Here is a 21,377-nt window from a genome sequence, read left to right on the forward strand (position 1 = left end):
AAGGAAGATCGTTTATTTCTAACAAATTAATACCATATAAAACCGTTGCCGAAATTCTTACTTTTCTGATTATTTTCATACTATGTTTATTCTCATAGCCCGATGTGAGAATGCAAAATATTCACTTACTCTCACCTATATCATAGCTCATTATATGCGTAATTCTAGTTACGCTACGCGCATGCGAGCCAGCAAAAAAAATGATGCCCCTATAACGTATATTTTACACTACGTCATCCTAGCATCATTTTTATTTCTATCTGCCATATTTGGCATTATTTATATCATGAAAACGCTCTTGTCTATAAATGTGCAATGATAGCATCTCGATAAGCTTGCGTAGTTGCATTGCCATGAAGATCAGGAGTGAGCACCTTAGCTTCCTCTAACACCGCATCAACAGCATTGCGAATCTTAGTGGCAATATCTTCCATACCTAGATTCTCTAGCATCATACAGGCGCTCCACAACAAAGCGGTTGGATTGGCAATATGCTTTCCGGCAATATCCGGTGCAGAGCCATGCACTGCCTCAAACATTGCATATTCACTACCCAAATTGCAGCTTGGCAAAAGTCCCAAACCACCAATTAGACCACTGGTAAGATCTGATACGATATCACCATACAGATTAGGCATGACCATGACGTCAAAGGTTTCTGGATGCATGACTAGCTGCATGCATACATTATCAACAATCTTATCATCTGCCTCAATATCAGGATATTCTTTGGCAATCGTTTGAAAAATATTTAAAAACAAACCATCACTCATCTTCAAAATATTCGCCTTATGCACACAAGTGACCTTTTTTCTTCCATGCTCTTTCGCATAAGCAAAAGCATCATGAATAATACGTTCACTTGCCTTGCGCGTAATGATTTTTGTCGCATGTACAGTATTTTCATCAATCTGTTCTTCCACTCCGACATACAGATCCTCTGTATTTTCACGAAATGTCACGATATCCACATTCTCAAATCTGGTCTTTACGGCGCTGTTTGATTTCGCAGGGCGAATGTTTGCGTAAAGGTCATACTTATTACGCAGCGTGACATTTAAGGAACGAAATCCCTTACCGATCGGTGTCGTAATTGGTGCTTTTAAAAGTACTTTATTTTTTTCAAAGGACGCAAAGGCAGCATCCGGAATCAGTTTCCCATGACGCTCATATTCTGCTGCCCCTACTTCAAAACACTCATAAGATAAGGGGGCTTTGGCAGCCTCTAAAATTTTTAAAACGGCATCTACAATTTCAGGCCCAATGCCATCTCCCTTAAATACGGTAATTGTTTTCATATACTAACGCTCCTCCATTTTTACATACTCTTTTACGGCTCCTACATATTTCGTAGCCGGACGCATAATCCTGCCATCATATGCTTTATTTTCAATGTTATGTGCCAGCCAGCCGACAGTTCTTGCTGTCACAAACAATGGTGTATACAAATCTTCAGGTATGCCCATCATCTCATATACAAAACCACTATAGAAATCGACATTACTAGAGACATGAATGCCTTTGACATCCCATATTACCTCTTTGGCACACCGCTCAAAACGCTGATAGAATTCATATTCATTCGACTTATGCTTGCTTTCAGCCAGCTTTTCAATATAACCCTGCAACACCTCACTGCGCGGATCACTCAATGTGTAAATGGCATGACCCATTCCATAGATCAGACCGCTGCAATCATAAAACTCCTTATTTAATATGCGATACAACAATGCCTTGATTTCCACATCATTATCCGTATAGCCAATTTCACGAATAACTTCTTTCATCATGGAACTGACCTTTAAATTGGCGCCTCCATGACGAGGTCCTTTCATGCTGCCAATAGCACCAACGATCGAAGAATAAATATCAGTTCCGGTAGAAGAAATGACTACATTTGTAAAAGTAGAGTTATTCCCACCGCCATGATCTGCATGTACGATTAGCATCATATCCAAAATTCTCGCCTCTAATTCACTAAAGCGATGATCTTTCCTTAACATATATAAAATATTTTCCGCGATGGACAGCTTTTGCTGAACCGGATGGATGACCAATGATTTCTTATTATAGCGATGCATCTTGCTCTGATAGGCATAGCAGATGATGCTTGGTAATTTGGCCAAGATATTCAAGCCTTGCTCTAGCGTATTCTCCACGCTGATATCATCGGCAGCATCATCATAATCATAAAGTGCCAACACCGCTTGTTGTAAACGATTCATAATATTTTTACCCGGCATATGCAGAAATTTGGTTTCCAAAAAATCATCCGGCAATTCATAGTGATCCTTTAAAATCTTACAAAAATCTTGTAATTCCTCACGATTAGGCAAATAGCCAAACAGTAATAAAAAACAGGTTTCTTCATACCCACATACCTGATTTTTGCTAATATTCGCTATAATATCGCGAAGCTCGATACCACGATAATATAACTTCCCTTCATCATCTGTTTTTACTTCATCTACATATTTATAACCGACGACATCTGCAATGCGTGTCAGACCGACGCGAACCCCCGTACCATCATCATTACGCAATCCTTTTTTGACATTATATTTATGAAACAATTCATTAGGAATATCCGAATACTGTTTCGATTTTTGATAAAATGTGTGCAATGCATCAATCATAAGGCTCACCTCTCACTTTCAAGTTACTTTCAATATTACATCATATTTTTCATAAAATCAATGAAATATTTTCATGATTTATGATATAATGTTACCTGTATATGAGAAAGGAAGAGAATTTATGCCAACGATAACTGAGAAAATCATCAGCGCACATCTCATCGAGGGTGAGATGAAACGCGGCGAGCCAATCGCCATTCATATTGATCAGACATTAACACAGGACGCTACTGGCACTATGGCGTATCTGCAATTAGAAGCGATGGGCGTCGAGCAGGTAAAAACCGAATTGTCCATCAGCTATGTCGACCATAATACCTTACAAAGCGGTTTTGAAAATGCCGATGACCATAAGTATTTACAAACGGTCACTATGAAACACGGTATCCGCTTTTCACGTCCAGGAAATGGGATCTGTCATCAAGTTCATTTGGAACGCTTTGCCATTCCCGGCAAAACATTATTAGGAAGTGATTCTCATACTCCAACTGCCGGAGGTATGGGAGCTTTAGCTATCGGTGCCGGTGGTTTGGATGTAGCCTGTGCCATGGCGGGTAGAGCTTTCCATTTAAACATGCCACATATTATCAATGTGAAATTACATGGTGCCTTGACAAAAGGTGTTTCCAGTAAAGATATCATCTTAAAGGTCTTACAGCTGTTAAGTGTAAAAGGCGGGGTAGGCAGTGTCATTGAATACAGTGGAGATGGCGTTGCCTCTTTAAGCATTCCCCAACGTGCTACAATTACGAATATGGGAGCAGAATTAGGCGCAACAACCTCCGTTTTCCCAAGTGATGAAGTAACAAAAGACTTTTTAAAAAAGCAGCAACGTGAAGAAGATTGGGTAGAAATCGTTGCAGATGAAGATGCGGTATATGATAAAGTCATTGAAATTGATCTAACAACCTTAGAACCAATGATTGCCATGCCCCATTCTCCGGACAATGTCCTGCCTATTTCTGAAGTACTAGGCTTAAAGGTCGATCAAGTTGCCATCGGCAGCTGTACCAATTCCTCTTATCGCGATATGATGAGCGTTGCTAACATTCTACAAGGTAAGACCATTGATGAAAATGTCAGTCTGGTCATTTCACCGGGTTCTCGACAGGTATTAAACATGATTGCCCAAAATGGTGGTTTATCAGCCATGATCTCTGCCGGTGCTAGAATTTTAGAAAGTACTTGTGGCCCTTGTATCGGCATGGGACAATCTCCTATTACCAATGCTTTATCACTACGTACCTTTAACCGTAACTTCTATGGAAGAAGTGGAACACTTAGTGCTAAAGTATGCTTAGTTTCCCCTGAAACCGCAGCTGCAAGTGCTTTAGCCGGTTATATCGTAGATCCAAGAACGATTGATTACACGATACCAAACGATCCTGAAACCTTTGCCATTGATGATTCCATGGTCATTGTACCAGATGCACAGACTGCAGCAGAAACAGAAGTTATCCGCGGTCCAAATATCAAACCATTGCCTATCAACACACCGTTAGATGATGTTATTGATAAGAAGGTCATGATCAAGGTAGAAGATAATATCACAACAGATCATATTGCCCCAGCCGGCGCAAAGGTATTGCCATATCGTTCCAATATTGAAAAGATCAGTGAATTTATCTTTATGAATGTTAAAGCAAGCTTCCATGATGATTGTTTACAACATGGTGGTGGCTATATTGTAGCAGGCGCGAATTATGGACAAGGTTCTTCTCGTGAACATGCCGCATTAGCACCTATGTATCTAGGTATCAAAGCCGTCATTGCCAAAAGTTTTGCCCGTATCCATCGTGCCAATCTGATTAACTTTGGCATTCTTCCTTTGACCTTTGTGAATGAAAAAGATTATGATACCATTGATGAAATGGATGAATTAAAGATTGAACATCTATCAGATCTTCAAGTAGATGTGCCTTTACAGGTACAAAACATTACCAAAGGATACTGTTTTGAGGTAGCACATCATCTTACGGCATTAGATATTGAAACCATCAAGGCCGGTGGTACCTTAAATCTGATTCGTCAACATCAGTAAGGATAACGCTACAATCAAAAGAATACAGCTTCTTATTAAAAATGAAGCAACAAGTACATTGAAAAAAGCAATTCCTGTTTTGTTAAAGGAATTGCTTTTTTTGTGTCTATCAGCAAAAGACTTATTATTTATGTAACCTTATTTAGCTAAAGATGAAATTTCTCTATTTTAAACTTTTTTCTTTTTCCTAAACTTTTGTTCACTTTCAGGATCCTTCACAAACATCAAGAAAATCATTCCTAACACCATCATAGGAATCAATCCCAGAATTCCATAACGGGTTTCTCCTGTTATCATGATGATGATGGATACCGCGATAGGTCCTAAAATAGCCGAGAATTTCGAGAACACAGAGAAGAAACCAAAGAACTCATTGCTATCTGCCTTATCAGGAATCAGTTTCGCAAAATAGGAACGTGATACGGATTGAATACCTCCCTGAAACATACCCACCAATAAAGCCACTAACCAGATAAAGGATGGATTGCTTTGTATCATGGCACCACAGCCAACCACCCCGATATATCCAATGATGCCGGCATAGATCATTTTCTTGGAGCCAAAATTTCCTACCAATTTACCAAATAAGATGGAGAAAGGACAAGCGATGATATTGATAAAGATAACAACTACTAAACTCATCGTATCCGTAATTCCCATTTCGGTTGCTAAGGATACTGCCATTTTAATGACTGTATTCACACAGTCGATATAAAAGAAATAAGAGATACAGAAAAGGAAGATATTTTTATTTTTCTTAACATCCCGAAAGGTATGCCACAAATGAGCGAACGATTCTTTTATTACATGAGGAACCGGTTCATGATAGTTCTTTTGTTTGACATTTTTTAACATTGGACGTGAATAGATCCACCACCATAAAACTGCCAATCCCATCGTTATTCCACATGCCATGCGATAGGTTAAAGTAAAGGAACCAATCACCAAGTCACCCGTTACTTTATCACCAAACAATGTAACTGCCGCAAAAGGAATGACAAAAATCAAAAACGGTAACACCGAGCCGATATACCCCCAGGCATAGCCGGCTGCACTGACTTTATCCACACGTTCATCATCACAAACATCCACGATGAAAGCATCATAGAAGATAATGGAACCATTATACCCCAGCATGGCGATAACAAAAACAAGCAAAGCCATCTTGTAATCAATGAACGGCAAGGCTAAGGCAAAACCGCCAAAGATTCCCATATATAAGAAGAATTTAAACATTCGCATCTTTTTATCTTTATAATCTGCCATCGTACCTAAGACCGGCGATATCAATGCCAGAATAATCGCATAAATAGCATTTGCCCATCCAACATAGACACTGCTGTCACCCGGTGTAATCTTCGCTATCAATAAAGGGAAAATCACCGTACAGGTCGTTAATACTTGTGCTGAATTACCGACATCGTATAATATCCAGCTGGTTTCCTCTTTCGTAAAGCCTAATTTTGTTAAAATTTTTGTGAACATACTTTCTTTCCTCTCTTATCTTTTATAGGTTGGGTAATGTTTTCATTTCCGCATGGATATGTTTCCCCTCAATTTCAACGATAGCATAACCGGCACCATTCATCCCAAAACTAAGCGAGCCTGGATTGATCAGGGTAACACCTTCATATTCCACACAACACTGCTCATGCGTATGACCGAAAAACAGCGTATCACAGCCCTGCCGTTTTGTATAATCAGACAATTTTTCATATAGGCGCCGCATGCATTCTTCCATCATTTCTTCACCGCTGAGATGTTGCATATGTAAAAGCTCTTGTACGGTTTCTTCATCAAAACGATTTCCATGCATACATAGCACTTTCCGTTCTCCTAATGTAAAACGCAATTCCATGGGCAGACTGGTATGACGGTCATGATTGCCTCTGACAATATGAAACTGCTCTAGATACGACAAGGCAAAGCCCACATCTCCCATATGAAAATAGCCATCCATAAGAGGATATTGCAATATCAGATTACGAGTCTTTTCTAATTGTCCATGCGTATCACTTATCAGCAGGTATTTCATAACGTTTCCTCCTACCGAACTCTTCTTTTATTATAAACTGTTTTAGAGAAAGTTCCTATCCTAAATTGTTCGATTTACAAAGAATTTACAAAAAACAAAACGGTGATAGGTAAGAAAATCCGTATCCGATAAAGACGCATCCTGTATATTGATTGCACGGTCCATATCTGCGATTTTCACCTAGATATTCCAATTATTTCCTCACCTTATATTGATAGGAAAGTTTATGATTATCTACTTCCTATGATAAAATAAGACAAGCAAAAAAAGCTATCCAGATAGGACATATAATAAGAGGAGATGTAATCTTATTTCCGTTATAATGAATAGGAAAGGAGTCTACCCATGGATTGGAATACAAAATTACAAGATATTATAGATTATGTTGAAAACCATTTACAACGCGACCAAGAACCTATCAAGCAAGAGGAAATTGCCCAATTAGCTGGATGTTCCATAGGTTTTTTTCAAAAAGTATTTTCCTATATGTACGGTATTAGTTTTGCCGAATATGTTCGATCAAGAAAATTAACCTTAGCTGGCTATGATTTGAAAAGTACAAACTTAAGAGTCATCGATATAAGTTATCGCTATGGATACGATTCTCCTACTTCTTTTACAAAAGCTTTTCAGCAATTTCATGGAATTACACCGACACAAGCAAGAAACATTGATGCCCAATTACGTGTTATCCCTAAGATGCAGATAGCTTTGAAGCAACGCTATACTTGGTCAATAAAACAAAAACCGGGGTTTCGTCTGCTCGGTAAGAAGATGCACTATAGAAAAGGGGAACAATATACAAAAATTCCTGCTTTTTGGAGCGAATGTCAACGAGATGGAACGTTTTCTCAATTGATAACGATGGATCAAGGTACACCACAAGGCGTATTTGGTTTATATCCTTATGAGAATTTTAACTCCGATAGGCAAAACTATTCTCTCATGGTTATTTCAGATGACGCTCTGCCCAAAGGCTATTACGAAATATCCATACCCGCAACCACCTGGGCTATTTTTGATTGTCAAGGTCCTGTACCACAAGCCATGCAAAATGGTTGGAAATATTTACACGAAGAATGGATCATGAAATATCCATTTCAACACGCAGCCTGTCCAGAACTAGAATGGTACAGCAACGCTAATGCCTATGACAGTAATTATAGTAGTCAGATCTGGATTCCCATTATTCATAAACACTAGAAGGAGAAAAACATGAAAACCGCATTTCACATAGAAGAAAAACAAAGCATACGTGTCGTAGGCTATTTCCTGGAAACAACAAATCAAAAGGGCGAAGCAAGAAAAGCCATTCCTGCATTCTGGTCTGCCATTCAAAAAGATCATCTGGATAAGAATTTACTTGCGATGGCAAAGGATAGTACACAAGGTCTTTTCGGTATTCATATTTATCAAAGTGACCCTTATGATTCTCGTAAATTTACCTATATGATTGCTGTTGCAAGTGATCATGCTGTACAGGGGGATCTTTTTGCATATACCATTCCTGCAAGGACATGGGCAATCTTTCCCTGTACGAAAAAGACAATAGGAAAAACAGAAGCACAGGCAATTACAAAATGGCTGCCAAAGTCAAAATATAAACCTTTAAATAAAGGCTATATCACAGGAAGAATGAAAGCAGGAGCTCCAGATATAGAATATTATCATGCCGATGGCAACGTTGAGGTATGGATCGCCGTACAAGAAAAGAAAGGAGTGTAAATCTTATGAAAAAAAACATTGATTTCTCAGAATTTATGACAGCTGTATCGCAAGAAAACCATGCATTTATAGTAAATTTGCATCAAGAGCTTCTTCATCAGGGGTATAGGATACATATTAAAGAAGCCAGAAGTGGCTATGTCGCTGCTTATGTATTGCATAATAAGACAATTGCAAATTATATCTTCAGAAAAAAAGGGATGTTGATAAGGATTTATGGCGCTCATGTAAATGAATATGAAGCAGTTTTAGACACCTTGCCCTTGGAAATGCAGGAAGCCATTTCACATGCACCTGTTTGTAAACGTTTGCTTGATCCACATGCATGTAATCCGAAATGTTCTATGGGATACTCTTTTTTTATGAAGCATGCGTATCATCAGAAATGTCGCAACGGTGCTTTTATGTTTTTGCTTCACCCAGATTATCATCCATATATTCAATCGCTTGTATTACATGAAGCAGAGGCATATAGAAAGGAACTTATGTTGTCCCAGTGATAAGTATGTAATGCACAATTCTTTATTAGAATAGTGACAAGATGAATCATGACACATACAGACATAAAAAAACTTCAAACCTTACGTCTGAAGTAGTCTGTTCCATTGGTGCGGGCGACAGGACTTGAACCTGCACGCGCGAAGCACTAGATCCTAAGTCTAGCGTGTCTGCCAATTTCACCACGCCCGCATTGCTTAAATATGATAGCATATTTTTATTTGCTTGGCAAATACTTTTTTAGAAACTAGTTTTTTCTTGGATCGTATCATGTTCATTTTATCCTTCTATCACGTTATCTGATTATTTAATGGCTGTTATGAATGCCCACTGCAATTTCATCCTCTCTTTCATAGACAGGCTTCCCTTTTAATTGCTTTTTATAGTTCCAGCAAGCTATGGCATCCTGTAAACGGCCATTTTTATGATCAGCAAAATAAGCACGTATATACGCATTATACGCAAATTGCTCGCCAATCTTTGAATCCTGCGTTGACTTATCTTGTAAAAGCTGGTGATATGCTGCGATAGCATCGGCATAAGTCTTTCCCGCATGATGTTTCAACCATTTCTGAAAGGTAACACAAAAGGTAAATGACGATCCTATATGTTGTTTAAAAAAAGTCCGATGTTTCTCACTGCAAATAATATTAGGTTCAATAAGCGTCGTCAAATAAAGATCTTCGTGGATGGCTTTTTTTATTACCCGTTTGCTTGGCTGTAAACAACAACCAGTCTCTAAGAAATAAGCAATCCGTTTCGTCAATTCTTGTTTATTGCCTGATGTAGGAAGTCCAAGTTCCTTACAAAAAGCCACTAACTCCTCTTTTAAATAATAGTAGGAAGAAAAGGTTTCGGCATTCATAAATTTGCTGAGCTCAGGTTTTTCCATACGCCTATCTTATCCTTGTTTATCTAGGGCATTTGCTAGATCCTGCATATAAGTTTCCTGTTGTTTTTGTAGAAAGCCTTTTATAAATGGTTTCATATAAAATTTTTTCACCCTTACTTCTTCTGTAAATATCACTTGTGTCCCAGCATCTGTATCATAAAGACAACCTTCCCAAGAGCCACTCATATTCTTATTCTCAATAGAAAACGCATATACCCGATAAGGTTCTTTCTTAGTAATGGTAAAGGTGGTTGTGATACCATCCAAAGATCTTTCTTGAAACTTTTGATCATCCAAAACTTTTATTTCACTTATATCACTGCGCCAAGCATACGTGTCCAATGACGTCATCAAATTCCATACTTGTTGTATGGGATATGGAAATACTTTTTTTATTGTTGAAACAGTCATAATAAACATTCCTCCTTTATTTTCTTAAACGACGATTCGCCTTACCATAAATATCTGCATATGCAGACGTTGCACAATGTGATATACATATTTTAACAGTAAAAATCGCCATTTCAGCTTCTTTATTACCAGAAATTGTCCTTTGCTAACGTCAATCATCGTTCCCTGTTTGTTTAACCATCCACATATGAAAAGCGAATAGGTTATTTTATTGTATCATAATCACAAAGCAACACAATATAAAGTACAATATGCTTGTTGGTTTTTATCTTTTATCACACTACCTTTTTGATAGGATACCCTATTTTTTTAATTATGATATCACTGTAAGCTATCCGTACACATAAAAAATTGGTTATTATTTCATGTCTTAACTTATGCTTTATAAGTTTTCACATTCCATCGATAGACATCTTACCTATATATTATACAATGTCATATAGGACAACATCCTGTCATATTAACCATGATTTTATCAAAGGTTCATCATCCTATGAATTTTTTACTTTTTGTTTTGTTCATAGAAAAGATATAATATTTACATGATGATGACTTCGCAACATCTATACCATGAATGAGAAAACGAGGATGCGGCTATGACAACTGGCATAGCAGAATTAGATTAGATATGGCATTAAATAGTATGCATATGTATTTTTGAAGTGATTCGCAGCAATTAATATACACTTATTTTGCTAACAGTGAAGCCTTTTTGGGCATTAAAGCAGAATCAATTTAACAGGATATTGCCTCTTACAGTACAATGCCTGTTGACGCATTTGAAAAGCAGTTTCAAATTATTCTGATGACCGTGCCATAATGGATATAGCTTTTCGAATATTTATTGAAGCTATTCTGCTTCTTATGTAAATAAAGCTTTATATCCGGTGGAGAAATAAAAAGCTTTTATCGCTAATTTCATGCTTTTAAAGATACCCCATTAGTTACAACTTTTTGCGTTCTTTGCCAATTGGGTACGGATACTATCGCATTTATAAATGATATATACTAAAATTAACCATACACGAGGTAAAGGATATTTCATCTTATATATTCAGAAACTATTATAAAGAATTATGTGAAGAAAAATCATAAATAATAAACTTGCGATAGGTTTAGATATGACTGTTTCTGAATAGCTTGATATTCAAAAATGAACGTATCAGCATTTGATGGTGCATAGCAGTATATAAATTTTTAAATCATATATTTAAAATATTGTAACATTGTTATGAGTTATTTTATTGTAACAATGCTTTTTTGTGTCTAACTTGAAAAAGTTAATAGTAAATCAAGAGATCGTGAAGCAAATTTTAAATGACCGTTGACATTAGTACGGATTCGTACTAATATATAAAGGTACGAATCCGTACTATAAAAAGGAGGCTATTATGCAAATTCGAGAACAAATCAAATTAGTCAATATTGCTCTAAGTGGAACATTAGATTTATATAGGATATGGGCTAAAAAACATCAATTAAATTATAATGCTCTAGTCATCTTATATACTCTAAATGATTATAAAAAATGCACACAAAAACAAATCTGTGAATGGTGGGCTTTACCAAAACAGACTGTACATGGTATTTTATTGGACTTTGAAAAAAAAGGATATATCACTATTACAGCCAGTACTAAAAATAAAAGAGAAAGACTCATTGCATTTACTGAAAACGGTGAGATATTCGCTTCTTCTATTTTGAATAGATTATACCAAATGGAAGAAAACGCCATGCATAAGTTAGGAGAAGAAAAAAGAAAACAACTTATTGAGAGCAATACAAAATACTATGAATTACTAAAGGAGGAAATAGAAAATGGATAAAACATTGGCTAAAAATTTTAACTTTGCTTCATTACTATCATTTGCCATACCAAACGTAATTATGATGATAAGTCTATCCATGTACATTATCATAGATGGCATGTTTGTTTCTCGTTTGATTGGAACTACTGCATTATCAGCAGTTAATATGCTTTATCCTGCTATCTGTTGCGAAATGGCCATTGCCATTATGATTGCAACTGGAGGTAGTGCTATTGTTGCAAGAAAGATGGGCGAGGGAAAACAGAAAGAAGCACAAAATAATTTGAGTTTTCTTATCGTCGTCGAGTTATTAATAGGGATTTCTATTGCTATATTGGGAAATTTATTTACTTCAAATATCGTTTCATTTTTAGGTGCCAGTTCAACACAAGCTCCATTATCAATTACTTATGCAGAAATTATATTTACATTTGCACCAGCATTTTTTCTACAAACTGCTTTTCAGACCTTCTTTGTAACTGCTGGAAAACCATCATTAGGATTGGTTGTTACAATATTAGCAGGGATAACAAACATAGTACTGGATTACGTTTTTATGGCACCATTAAATATGGGAATTGCAGGTGCGGCAGCTGCAACAGGAATCGGCTACTGCATTCCTACTATTGTCGGTATACATTTTTTCTTGACTGCTAAGCATAATGCGCTGTATTTTGTCCGACCTAAATTTGATAGCAGAGTACTATTGCAGTCTTGTACAAACGGCTCATCAGAAATGATAACAAACTTAGCAAATGCAGCTACTACATTTTTATTTAACTATACTCTATTACAGTTTTACGGAGAAAATGGTGTTGCCTCTATAACGATTATTTTATATTTTCAATATATTTTTACAGCGCTCTATTTTGGCTACGCTAATGGTATCGCACCAATTCTGAGTTATAAGTTTGGAAATGATGATAAAATGCAATTGAAATGTATCTTTAAAAACAGTATCTTGTTTCTAATCATTAGTTCAATAGTAGCAAACATATTAATGCATATATTCTTGACAAGAGCATTAACTATTTTCACTGTTGCAAATAGTGATGTTTATAACATAACATTGCATGGGTTCAATATTTACTCTCTAGCATTTACTATTATGGGATTAGGTATTTTCTCATCTTCTATGTTTACAGCTTTTTCTGATGGTAAAACATCGGCGATTATATCATTTTCCAGAACATTTATTTTCATCATAGGTGCTATTCTTATTCTCCCAAAGATATTTGGCGAGATTGGTGTTTGGATAGCTGTTCCAATAGCAGAGATATTAGGATTCATCATAGCTCTTTTTTATCTAGTTATGAATAGAAAAAAGTTTTCTTATATTTAAAAGATCTTAAATTGAAAAAATTGTTTTAATCGTTGTTATAGTTCTTATCAATTCCCCTCAGTAATAAGATAAATGGGGCAGCCATGATTATGGCGGTGATACTGTTCACAATGATGAAGATTTTATGACTTCATGTAGCTTTAAAATTTCGGACAATGAGAGCGTTAAACTAGTAGACTACTAGATAGCTGATAGAATATGATGATTATCTTATGAGCTGTGCTCACCCGTCAATTTATAAAATTAAGTATTAACGTCATCATTTTTACACATGAGTATATCGTTTCTCAGTTTATTGAAAGCAGAAGTGAAAACTTCTTATTTTCTGCTCATACCTTTGATGACAAAATACCCCTTTAGATTTCTCAATCCCCCTAAAATCATACAAATGAATTTTCAGCATGGTAAATAAATATTAAATATAAATGAACAGAGACAGTGATATGAATTTAATTTTTCTATTTGAAAAGAAAGTATTAAAATCATGAATAATCCATGTACTCAATGATATAAACTTCCTTATACTTGTTCCAATATTAGATATAAATGGTAATACATTGACTTATTTTATTCAGTTTTTGCAATCATAAAGTTTTCCGGTAGCTCTTCATCTTCCTGTAACACACCTTCATCGCATAGGATAACGTCAAAACGACTAAAGTCAGTAAAACTGCAAAAACCTTTGATTTTAGTTTTACTGGAATCAATAAGCAAATAAGATTGTTGAGCAAGCTGCATGGCTTGCTTTTTTACTGCCAGTGTATCCATTTCTGCTGTATAAACCTTATGACGCAATAAGTCAATACCGGCACAGCCAATAAACGCAAAATCAAAGTTAAAGCGTTGCAAAGTTTCTAACGCTATGGGGCCCACTGCCATCTTATATTCCGGTATTAGTCTACCGCCTATTGCGAATAATTCAGCCACATCACTGTCAAAATGCTCTTGAATCAAGGTACTATGAGTAACGATTTTAATCTTTTTCGTTTGCAAATATGAAAGCATTGGAAAAATACTGGTACCTCCATCCAAAAAAACACAATCCCCATCCTTGATGAATTCTGCTGCTTGCTTACAAACGCGGTTTTTTTGTTCAAAATGCAGCTGTAAGCGATCGAGCATACGGCTTTCATCATTCTTTGACAGGATATCCGTTTTCGGATTTTTTTTGGCTCCGCCATGTATTCGTATCAATAAGCCTTGCTTTTCCATTTCTTCTAAATCTCGACGTATCGTCACCTCACTCACAGCTAATTCCTGTGACAGATGCCGAACATTCACACACCCTTTGGCATTGAGCTTAGTCAGGATGTAATCATTTCTTTCATGTGCCAGCATGTACTTCACCTCAATATCTTGTTTCATTATACTATAAATTTGTTCTTTTGCGTATCCAACGCGAAGAAATAACACACAATGGATAAAAATAAAAGGAAAGTCTTACGCGTTCATCCATCTGATTTTAGCAAGACTTTCCTAGATTGCTAACAAGTTATTTGATTTTCCGTGCGAGCAATAATGGCTTCTTGTGCTTGTGGCATCAAAGAGATGAATTGTGCACAATATCCGGCTACACGTACGATTAAATCGCTATGCTTTTGCGGATGTTTCTGCGCATCACGCAAGGTTTGGCTGTCAATGACATTAAACTGATTATGATAAATGCCTTTGCGTGCAGATACATACAGAAAGTCAACAAACTTCTTTAAATTTTCATCTCCCTGCAATGCCGCAGGTGCAAAACGCATATTTAACAATTGCCCGGCAGCCACCATATGATTTGGCAATTTTGCTACCGAATTAATAACCGCAGTAGGTCCTTGGGTATCACTTCCCTGTGTTGGTGAACACCCTTCATTTAAAGGAGTCCCGGCATAACGCCCATCCGGAGTTGCCCCTACCACAAACCCATTTGGTACATAAGAGGTGATATTACTAGTAGACATCGTATAACAGCTTACCTTTGGCCCTTTTCCTTTACGCAGCGTTTCATAATCAGACAATAAAGCAAGATAAGAATAGAAAACATCCGCTACGATCTTATCAACCTCATCCTGATCATTGCCAAATTTAGCAGCCTTTTTAACAAGCTTATGAATCTTACGACTTGCTTCTGTTTGCCAATTATCATGCATGGCGGCAAGTAATTCTTTCATGGTAAATCGTTTATCTTCAAAGACCAACTTTTTTATTGCATAAAGTGAATTTCCAACGACACTGGGTCCAATATTAGATTGTGATATCACATCATAGCGGCATCCGCCTTCTTTTAAAGTCTTCCCTAATTTTAAGGAATCTTGAATCAGACAGCTAGCAAAAGGATCGGCATCATAAACAGCTAATGAAGCATCACAGATAGCATCACATTGTACACTGATGTCGGAATAAAACTTTAAATAGGTCTTCCAAGCCTGCCACAGCTCTTCATAATTTTGGAAATCGACAAAGGCTTCCTCACTTGCTGTATATGGCAACATACGGATACCACTTGCTGGATCATAGCCATTGTGCAACATGATTTCTAACACTTTTCCCCAGTTAACATAGGTCATGCCCGTAGCTCGATGGCCATATTTACCAGGTACACCGGTTTCCACGCAACCAATCGGACAATAATCCAAGGCATCTTCTTTAGGAATGCCCAAAGAAAGCAGACCGGCCACTGCTGTTTCATCATGAAACATACTCGGCATGCCACAGCCGGTGCGAATAAGCTTAGCGCATGCCTCAACAAAAGAACGTGGAGAATCCTTATGGTAACGTGCCGAAAAATTAGGTTCTGCCAGAGAGCATAAATGCATCGCCTCGATACATAAATAGGATAATGTGTTTGTGCCATCTTTTCCATTCGGCATAAGACCACCCACAACCAGATTGGAATAGAGTGGATATCCTTGTGAAAACCGTGTATGGCCATATGGACGTACCTTATTACAAGAGGAATTCATAAGAAACATATGCGTGATGATTTCTAATGCATTTTCCTTTGTTAAGATTCCTTTCTTTATATCCTGCTCATATAAGTCCAGCATATATTGATCAAAACGTCCATAACAGAAAGAATGTCCATTGCTCTCGATCATTTGCCAGATATGAATCAGATAGACGATTTCACAACCTTCATGAAAACTACGTGCTCCCTGTTCTAACATGGTTGCGGCCATATCACTTAATTCTCGATATTCCATCTGTTTCGCAATATCTTTACATGTTTTGGCCTTTTCCTTAAAATAGATCGCAAATCGCTTACAGTATTGCAAAGCTGCCTCTAAAACTAGAATGACTGCCTCATAGTAAGCTTTTGAAGAAGCACTGATGTCATCTTTTTGCAATGCTGTTTGTGCCTGTTGAATGAAATAGCGAAAACCATAACGTAAAACCATGGCATGATCAGGTACGATATGTCCATCCCCACTCATGGAGATACCACCACGATGCAATACTCCCTGTTTCTCTGCCAAACGGATATCATCACTTATATGACGGTTTACTTCATCTTCATGGGTATGGGACAACCAAAAAGGCGCGATGTCTTTGATGTCCTGCTTTACCTGTTCACTGATGGTAAATACATCACCATCGCGCTGAGCAAAGCTGTCTAATTCATCTAACACCCACTGTATGGAATATTCAGGATAAATCGGAGCGGCAAAATTGCACGATGCCATATTTCCAAAGATCAAAGAATCCTCTTCTGCATAAATACTCATATGTGTAAGGGTATAAGCAAATGCCTGCGCTTTGCGCAAAATATAAGGTTCTCCTTCATTGTTCTGAAATACTTGTGTATACAGTTTTGCCCGCTCACTGCAAATGGAAGCCTTACGTTTTTCCATCTTATTGCGCAAACGCTTTATACGTGCTCGATCAAAACGTTGTTCCTGTAGTGGCTCTATCAGCCAATCTTCCTTCATTGCTCTCACCTTCTTTAATAATTATAACATCCATATACGAAAGACAGAAAGCACAACACTCTCTGTCTATCATTTTCTTATTTTTTATCCAATCCTAAAACTACCGGTACAGAACGATAGCCCACGCCCATACGATCAATGCCCATATCAATGAGTTGTAAGAAGTGTTCTCTTGTACGAATACAGCCACTTCCCTTCACCTTACATTTTCCATTAACTTCTTCCATCATGACTTTAATGATTTCACAAGTTGCCCCATGTGCCTCATATCCAGTTAAAAAACCGGTACTCGTTTTTACAAAATCAACACCTGCTTCTATGCAGCATTTACAAGTCTTTCTAACCTGTTCTTCATTTAAAGCATCGGTTTCAAAAATGACTTTTAATGCTCTTCCATAGGAATGTGCTAATTCGGCACATGCTTTTAAATCCGCTGTAACAGCATCATATTTTCCACTGCGAATATGCCCGAAATTAGCGACAACATCAATTTCCTTTACGGTGTCATATCGAGCAACAATTTCAATTTGTTTTAATTTAGATTCAGTAGAACTTGTGCCAAAAGGAAAATCACATACAGGACAAAGCATCGTATCGCTGCCCTTTACGATAGGTTCACATAAATCCATATATCCCGGGTTGATGCAGATGGTTGCACAGCCAAGTTCCACACCATCTTTTGTCAGAGCGATGATTTCTTCTTCCGTAAACTCTGGTTTCAATACCGAATAATCAATATAGGCTGCTAATTCTTTTACTGTCATTTCATTTGCTTTTTTGTTTGGTTTCATATGTTATTTCTAGAGAATCGTACATTCTCCTTCCTCCTTACTTGTATAATAGAACATTTCCAATCATTTGTAAAGCACTTTTTGTTGTTTTATTTACGTTTTTATGTTCGATTGCTTTCGTTTTTAGCATTTCTTGATATTTTCCCTTACCCTCTTCATCAGCCTCTTTCTTTTCTATTCCACATAAGATACATGTTATTCACAAAATTGTCATAAATTTATGATTAAATACACGAGAAAAAACAATATGGTGTATAATAAGGATAATAAACGCTTGTTCACCTAGGAGGTAGGACATTATGAAAAACATAAAAAAATTAGGGGCAATCCTATTGAGTACCTTATTCCTAATGAGTAGCTGTAGCTCTAACAGCAATCACGGTTTATCTGCTGATCAGCCTGTCACTTTACGTTTATGGCACTATTACAGCGGTTCACAAAAAGAAGCTTTCGATGATCTTGTTGAAGAATTTAATACAACCGTCGGAAAAGAAAAAGGCATTATTGTGGATGCTATCGGAAAAGGAAGCATCAGCAATATCGCAAATGATGTGAATAAGTTATTAAAAAATAAGGAGGAGACGGAAAAACTGCCTAACATGTTTGCCGCCTATCAGGATACCGCACAGATGGCTATGAATGAACATAAATTGGTATCTATGGAAACTTACCTTAGCGAAAAAGAAATTCACACATATGTAGATGGATTTTTAAAAGATGGTCGCTATGTTGGCAGCGATGAAACCATGCTGTTTCCAATCGCTAAGGCCAGTGAGGTCATGATTATCAATAAAGAAGAATGGGATCGTTTTGCTAGCGCCACTCATGTGAGTAAGGCGGATCTTTCCACATGGGAAGGCTTAGCTAAAACAGCGGAATTGTATTATGAGTATAGCAATGGCAAAGCCTTTTTTGCCCGTGATGCTTTGGCAAATTATCTCATTTGTGGGGCACATCAGCTACAAGATGATATCTTTCAAGAAAAGGATGGGAAAGTAGCTTTTGCCATCAGTGATAAAACATTGCGTCGTCTCTGGGATAATTATTACATTCCTTTTATAAAAGGATACTATGTAAAAAACGGACGTTTTGCCAGTGATGATATTAAAACAAAAGATGTGATTGCTACCGTTTCTTCAACGGCTGGAGGAACCTTTTATCCCAACGAAGTCATTGATGAACATGGGGATAAACAAAAAGTGAGTTATCTGGTATTGCCAACACCACATTTTGAAAATGCCCAAAATGCGGTCATATCGCAAGGTGGTGGCATAGCCATAACAAAAGCAGATGAAACAAGCGAATATGCCTGCATCGTCTTCTTACAATGGTTTACGGAAACAAAGCGTAATATTACATTTTCTGCAGCATCCAGTTATCTGCCTGTTAAAAAAGAGGCAAACACCTATCAAACATGGGAAACGACCTTGAAGAAACATAATATGAACCCTAACAACTTATTAAAGGATATTGTTAAGACAACGATGGATGAGGTCAATGATCAAAAACTGTATGCAGCAAATTCCTTTGATGGTTCTTATGAAGCACGCAGCTATTTGGAAAAAGCTGCTAATATGAAAGCCATTGAAGATCAAAAAGCTATTCAGAAAGCAATACAAGCAGGTAAGAGCCAAGAAGAAGCCATGGCTTATTATCTATCAGATGAAAACTTTGCCAAATGGGTACAGCAATGCCGTAAAGATATGGAAGCTCTATTACAAGGGGATAAGGCACAATGAAGCAACGGCATGTGCATTCATTATTTCAACGCCTGTTATTAACTCTGATCATTTTGGTCTTGCTCATATCCTCGATTTTCTTTATCTCCCTTCTTAACAGCAGTGCCTTGCAAGATTTAAAGGCCAGCAGTTTTAACCTGTTTGATCAGCGTGTCATGTATCGCAGTGACGCCATTCAAAAAAACTTAAATGAACGCTGTTTAGATACAGATGATGTAGCCATGATCATCTCTGCTACACATCCACTTTATGAGCATAGAAAAACATTAACATCGCCTTACTTAAATGAAGATATTTTAAATCGGCTGCATAGCTTAACCAAAACCAAAAAAATCAACGGCATTTACCTTATTTTAGACAAAGAGGTTTTTCACAGTAAAGAATATCCAGCCTTTTATCTGCAAGATGCTTCCCCCGAAGAATCTTTCAATGATAAAACAGATATTACGGCCAAGTATGGTGATGCTGCCTTATTAAAACAAAATGACTTTATCTTAGATCAGAATTGGAAACCCTCCCTTACGATGAAGGAAGACGAGGATACATTCGATTTTTACTTTAAGCCAAAAAAAGCTGCGGAAGAAAACCCTCAGCTGAACATGTTGAACTGTGGCTATTGGAGCACTAGTTCACATATGGCTGACTCCCCTACTCCCTTCCTTAGTTACAACATTCCTTTATTCAATCAGGATCATCAGGTTTATGGTGTACTGGGTATCGACCTTTCCGTTGAGTATCTAAAGAACTATCTGCCCTATGAAGAATTAAATGATCATAGTAAAAAAGCCTTCCTTTTGGCCAATCGAGAAAGCGATGATGCCTATCATATCATCCTATCGAATGGACCAGCCTACAGTGCTTATTTGAAATACGATACATCCATCGTATTAACGGATGCCCCTTATGGGAAACGCATCAGTGCTCCGGCACTCAGTGATGATACCCTTGCTTGTGCTCATCAGCTAAAGCTTTATTCATCCTTTAGCCCATTTCAAGATACCCTTTGGTATTTAATCGGTGTTGGTTCTGAAGATGAAATCTTTTATTCAACAAAACAAATTCATCAGCTTTTGCTATATGCCTGTATCACCGCTTTAATCATTGCGACACTGGTAGCTTTATATGGCAGTATGCTGTTTACGAAACCGATTCGCGCTTTAGCCACAAGACTTCGGCAAACACCGGTAACAACCAATAAGATTGAACTGCCGAAAACCCATATCAAGGAAATTGATGAATTAAGTGCTTCCATTGAAGATCTAAGTTATCATTTGCATGGTGCAGAAACTCGCTTATCCTATGTCCTACACACAATCGATATCCCAATTGGAGCTATTGAGATATATAATGAACGTAAAGTTTTCTGTACAGAAAAAGTAGGAACATTGTTGGGATTTCGTGATCCTTCAAAAATGGAATACACGTTTAAAGCTTTCATGGAAGAAATACAGCTTTTATGTTTAAAAAATCATCTCTAGTGAAAAACAGATAAATACAGAACATAGGACCAGTGACATCTATCTGATACATGTTACAAATTCCGCA

At 37.2% G+C, this 21,377-nt stretch carries 17 protein-coding genes and 1 tRNA gene; 8 read left to right on the forward strand and 10 right to left on the reverse strand.

Annotation, left to right across the window (positions count from 1 at the left end; translation table 11 throughout):
* Positions 1-302: 302 nt before the first annotated feature.
* Positions 303-1,298: an isocitrate/isopropylmalate dehydrogenase family protein gene (locus KJS44_RS10290; RefSeq protein ID WP_008687515.1), complete on the reverse strand. Its 996-nt coding sequence runs from the start codon at positions 1,296-1,298 to the stop codon at positions 303-305.
* Between the two features lie 3 nt (positions 1,299-1,301).
* A complete protein-coding gene (locus tag KJS44_RS10295) occupies positions 1,302-2,636 on the reverse strand; it encodes a citrate synthase (protein WP_008687513.1) in 1,335 nt (444 codons plus the stop codon).
* Between the two features lie 121 nt (positions 2,637-2,757).
* Here KJS44_RS10295 and KJS44_RS10300 point away from each other — a divergent pair, with 121 nt between their 5' ends.
* The gene (locus KJS44_RS10300) at positions 2,758-4,677 is read left to right on the forward strand and encodes an aconitate hydratase (RefSeq protein ID WP_008687511.1); all 1,920 of its coding nucleotides are present in this window, start codon (positions 2,758-2,760) and stop codon (positions 4,675-4,677) included.
* Between the two features lie 168 nt (positions 4,678-4,845).
* Here the strand turns inward: KJS44_RS10300 and KJS44_RS10305 are convergent, their stop codons facing one another.
* Positions 4,846-6,162 (reverse strand): MFS transporter, encoded by a 1,317-nt coding sequence (locus tag KJS44_RS10305; RefSeq protein WP_008687509.1) that lies wholly within the window; start codon positions 6,160-6,162, stop codon positions 4,846-4,848.
* 22 nt (positions 6,163-6,184) lie between these two features.
* Positions 6,185-6,712, reverse strand: coding sequence for a metallophosphoesterase family protein (locus KJS44_RS10310; RefSeq protein ID WP_008687507.1), 528 nt, complete (start codon positions 6,710-6,712; stop codon positions 6,185-6,187).
* A gap of 345 nt (positions 6,713-7,057) precedes the next feature.
* Here KJS44_RS10310 and KJS44_RS10315 point away from each other — a divergent pair, with 345 nt between their 5' ends.
* From KJS44_RS10315 to KJS44_RS10325, 3 genes are read left to right on the forward strand one after another with little or no spacing between them, the layout of a single operon-like run.
* Positions 7,058-7,915, forward strand: a complete 858-nt coding sequence (locus tag KJS44_RS10315) for an AraC family transcriptional regulator (protein ID WP_008687504.1) — start codon at positions 7,058-7,060, stop codon at positions 7,913-7,915.
* Between the two features lie 12 nt (positions 7,916-7,927).
* Entirely contained in the window at positions 7,928-8,437 is a 510-nt protein-coding gene (locus KJS44_RS10320) for a GyrI-like domain-containing protein (protein ID WP_008687503.1), read from the forward strand.
* A 5-nt stretch (positions 8,438-8,442) separates the two neighbouring features.
* Complete coding sequence (locus tag KJS44_RS10325; RefSeq protein WP_008687499.1) at positions 8,443-8,937, forward strand: hypothetical protein; 495 nt, start codon at positions 8,443-8,445, stop codon at positions 8,935-8,937.
* A 106-nt stretch (positions 8,938-9,043) separates the two neighbouring features.
* Here KJS44_RS10325 and KJS44_RS10330 read toward each other — a convergent pair.
* The 3 genes from KJS44_RS10330 to KJS44_RS10340 all read right to left on the reverse strand — a co-directional run bounded on the left by KJS44_RS10330 (position 9,044) and on the right by KJS44_RS10340 (position 10,238).
* Positions 9,044-9,127: transfer RNA gene (locus KJS44_RS10330), tRNA-Leu, on the reverse strand.
* A gap of 115 nt (positions 9,128-9,242) precedes the next feature.
* On the reverse strand, positions 9,243-9,827 hold the full coding sequence (locus KJS44_RS10335; RefSeq protein ID WP_008687497.1) for a DUF6434 domain-containing protein: 585 nt from the start codon (positions 9,825-9,827) through the stop codon (positions 9,243-9,245).
* Positions 9,828-9,836: 9 nt separating this feature from the next.
* Complete coding sequence (locus KJS44_RS10340) at positions 9,837-10,238, reverse strand: SRPBCC family protein (protein ID WP_008687494.1); 402 nt, start codon at positions 10,236-10,238, stop codon at positions 9,837-9,839.
* 1,391 nt (positions 10,239-11,629) lie between these two features.
* Here KJS44_RS10340 and KJS44_RS10345 point away from each other — a divergent pair.
* Together KJS44_RS10345 and KJS44_RS10350 are read left to right on the forward strand one after the other, a co-directional pair.
* On the forward strand, positions 11,630-12,064 hold the full coding sequence (locus KJS44_RS10345) for a MarR family winged helix-turn-helix transcriptional regulator (RefSeq protein WP_008687492.1): 435 nt from the start codon (positions 11,630-11,632) through the stop codon (positions 12,062-12,064).
* Positions 12,057-13,388, forward strand: coding sequence for an MATE family efflux transporter (locus KJS44_RS10350; protein WP_008687490.1), 1,332 nt, complete (start codon positions 12,057-12,059; stop codon positions 13,386-13,388). Before KJS44_RS10345 ends, KJS44_RS10350 begins: the two co-directional genes overlap by 8 nt.
* Positions 13,389-13,955: 567 nt before the next feature.
* Here KJS44_RS10350 and KJS44_RS10355 read toward each other — a convergent pair.
* The 3 genes from KJS44_RS10355 to deoC form a co-directional block, all read right to left on the reverse strand.
* The gene (locus KJS44_RS10355) at positions 13,956-14,726 is read right to left on the reverse strand and encodes a DeoR/GlpR family DNA-binding transcription regulator (RefSeq protein ID WP_008687487.1); all 771 of its coding nucleotides are present in this window, start codon (positions 14,724-14,726) and stop codon (positions 13,956-13,958) included.
* A gap of 146 nt (positions 14,727-14,872) precedes the next feature.
* On the reverse strand, positions 14,873-17,302 hold the full coding sequence (locus KJS44_RS10360; protein WP_008687485.1) for a glycyl radical protein: 2,430 nt from the start codon (positions 17,300-17,302) through the stop codon (positions 14,873-14,875).
* 77 nt (positions 17,303-17,379) lie between these two features.
* Positions 17,380-18,093, reverse strand: coding sequence for a deoxyribose-phosphate aldolase (gene deoC, locus KJS44_RS10365; protein WP_008979425.1), 714 nt, complete (start codon positions 18,091-18,093; stop codon positions 17,380-17,382).
* Between the two features lie 299 nt (positions 18,094-18,392).
* On the opposite strand from deoC, the gene KJS44_RS10370 reads away from it, so the two are divergent.
* Both KJS44_RS10370 and KJS44_RS14560 read left to right on the forward strand, forming a co-directional pair.
* Positions 18,393-19,832: an extracellular solute-binding protein gene (locus tag KJS44_RS10370; protein WP_008687483.1), complete on the forward strand. Its 1,440-nt coding sequence runs from the start codon at positions 18,393-18,395 to the stop codon at positions 19,830-19,832.
* Positions 19,829-21,310, forward strand: a complete 1,482-nt coding sequence (locus KJS44_RS14560) for a hypothetical protein (protein WP_227151162.1) — start codon at positions 19,829-19,831, stop codon at positions 21,308-21,310. Before KJS44_RS10370 ends, KJS44_RS14560 begins: the two co-directional genes overlap by 4 nt.
* Positions 21,311-21,377 lie beyond the last annotated feature (67 nt).

The organism is Longicatena caecimuris (assembly GCF_018406465.1).
GTDB lineage: Bacteria > Bacillota_I > Bacilli_A > Erysipelotrichales > Erysipelotrichaceae > Longicatena > Longicatena caecimuris.

Excerpts from the sequence above, each read along its gene's own strand:
- KJS44_RS14560 (WP_227151162.1), top strand. The coding sequence starts at position 19,829 with ATGAAGCAACGGCATGTGCATTCATTATTTCAACGCCTGTTATTAACT.
- KJS44_RS10295 (WP_008687513.1), bottom strand. The coding sequence starts at position 2,636 with ATGATTGATGCATTGCACACATTTTATCAAAAATCGAAACAGTATTCG.
- KJS44_RS10325 (WP_008687499.1), top strand. The coding sequence starts at position 8,443 with ATGAAAAAAAACATTGATTTCTCAGAATTTATGACAGCTGTATCGCAA.
- KJS44_RS10355 (WP_008687487.1), bottom strand. The coding sequence starts at position 14,726 with ATGCTGGCACATGAAAGAAATGATTACATCCTGACTAAGCTCAATGCC.
- KJS44_RS10350 (WP_008687490.1), top strand. The coding sequence starts at position 12,057 with ATGGATAAAACATTGGCTAAAAATTTTAACTTTGCTTCATTACTATCA.
- KJS44_RS10300 (WP_008687511.1), top strand. The coding sequence starts at position 2,758 with ATGCCAACGATAACTGAGAAAATCATCAGCGCACATCTCATCGAGGGT.
- KJS44_RS10310 (WP_008687507.1), bottom strand. The coding sequence starts at position 6,712 with ATGAAATACCTGCTGATAAGTGATACGCATGGACAATTAGAAAAGACT.
- KJS44_RS10315 (WP_008687504.1), top strand. The coding sequence starts at position 7,058 with ATGGATTGGAATACAAAATTACAAGATATTATAGATTATGTTGAAAAC.
- KJS44_RS10335 (WP_008687497.1), bottom strand. The coding sequence starts at position 9,827 with ATGGAAAAACCTGAGCTCAGCAAATTTATGAATGCCGAAACCTTTTCT.
- KJS44_RS10290 (WP_008687515.1), bottom strand. The coding sequence starts at position 1,298 with ATGAAAACAATTACCGTATTTAAGGGAGATGGCATTGGGCCTGAAATT.
- KJS44_RS10305 (WP_008687509.1), bottom strand. The coding sequence starts at position 6,162 with ATGTTCACAAAAATTTTAACAAAATTAGGCTTTACGAAAGAGGAAACC.
- KJS44_RS10370 (WP_008687483.1), top strand. The coding sequence starts at position 18,393 with ATGAAAAACATAAAAAAATTAGGGGCAATCCTATTGAGTACCTTATTC.
- KJS44_RS10345 (WP_008687492.1), top strand. The coding sequence starts at position 11,630 with ATGCAAATTCGAGAACAAATCAAATTAGTCAATATTGCTCTAAGTGGA.
- deoC (WP_008979425.1), bottom strand. The coding sequence starts at position 18,093 with ATGAAACCAAACAAAAAAGCAAATGAAATGACAGTAAAAGAATTAGCA.
- KJS44_RS10320 (WP_008687503.1), top strand. The coding sequence starts at position 7,928 with ATGAAAACCGCATTTCACATAGAAGAAAAACAAAGCATACGTGTCGTA.
- KJS44_RS10340 (WP_008687494.1), bottom strand. The coding sequence starts at position 10,238 with ATGACTGTTTCAACAATAAAAAAAGTATTTCCATATCCCATACAACAA.
- KJS44_RS10360 (WP_008687485.1), bottom strand. The coding sequence starts at position 17,302 with ATGAAGGAAGATTGGCTGATAGAGCCACTACAGGAACAACGTTTTGAT.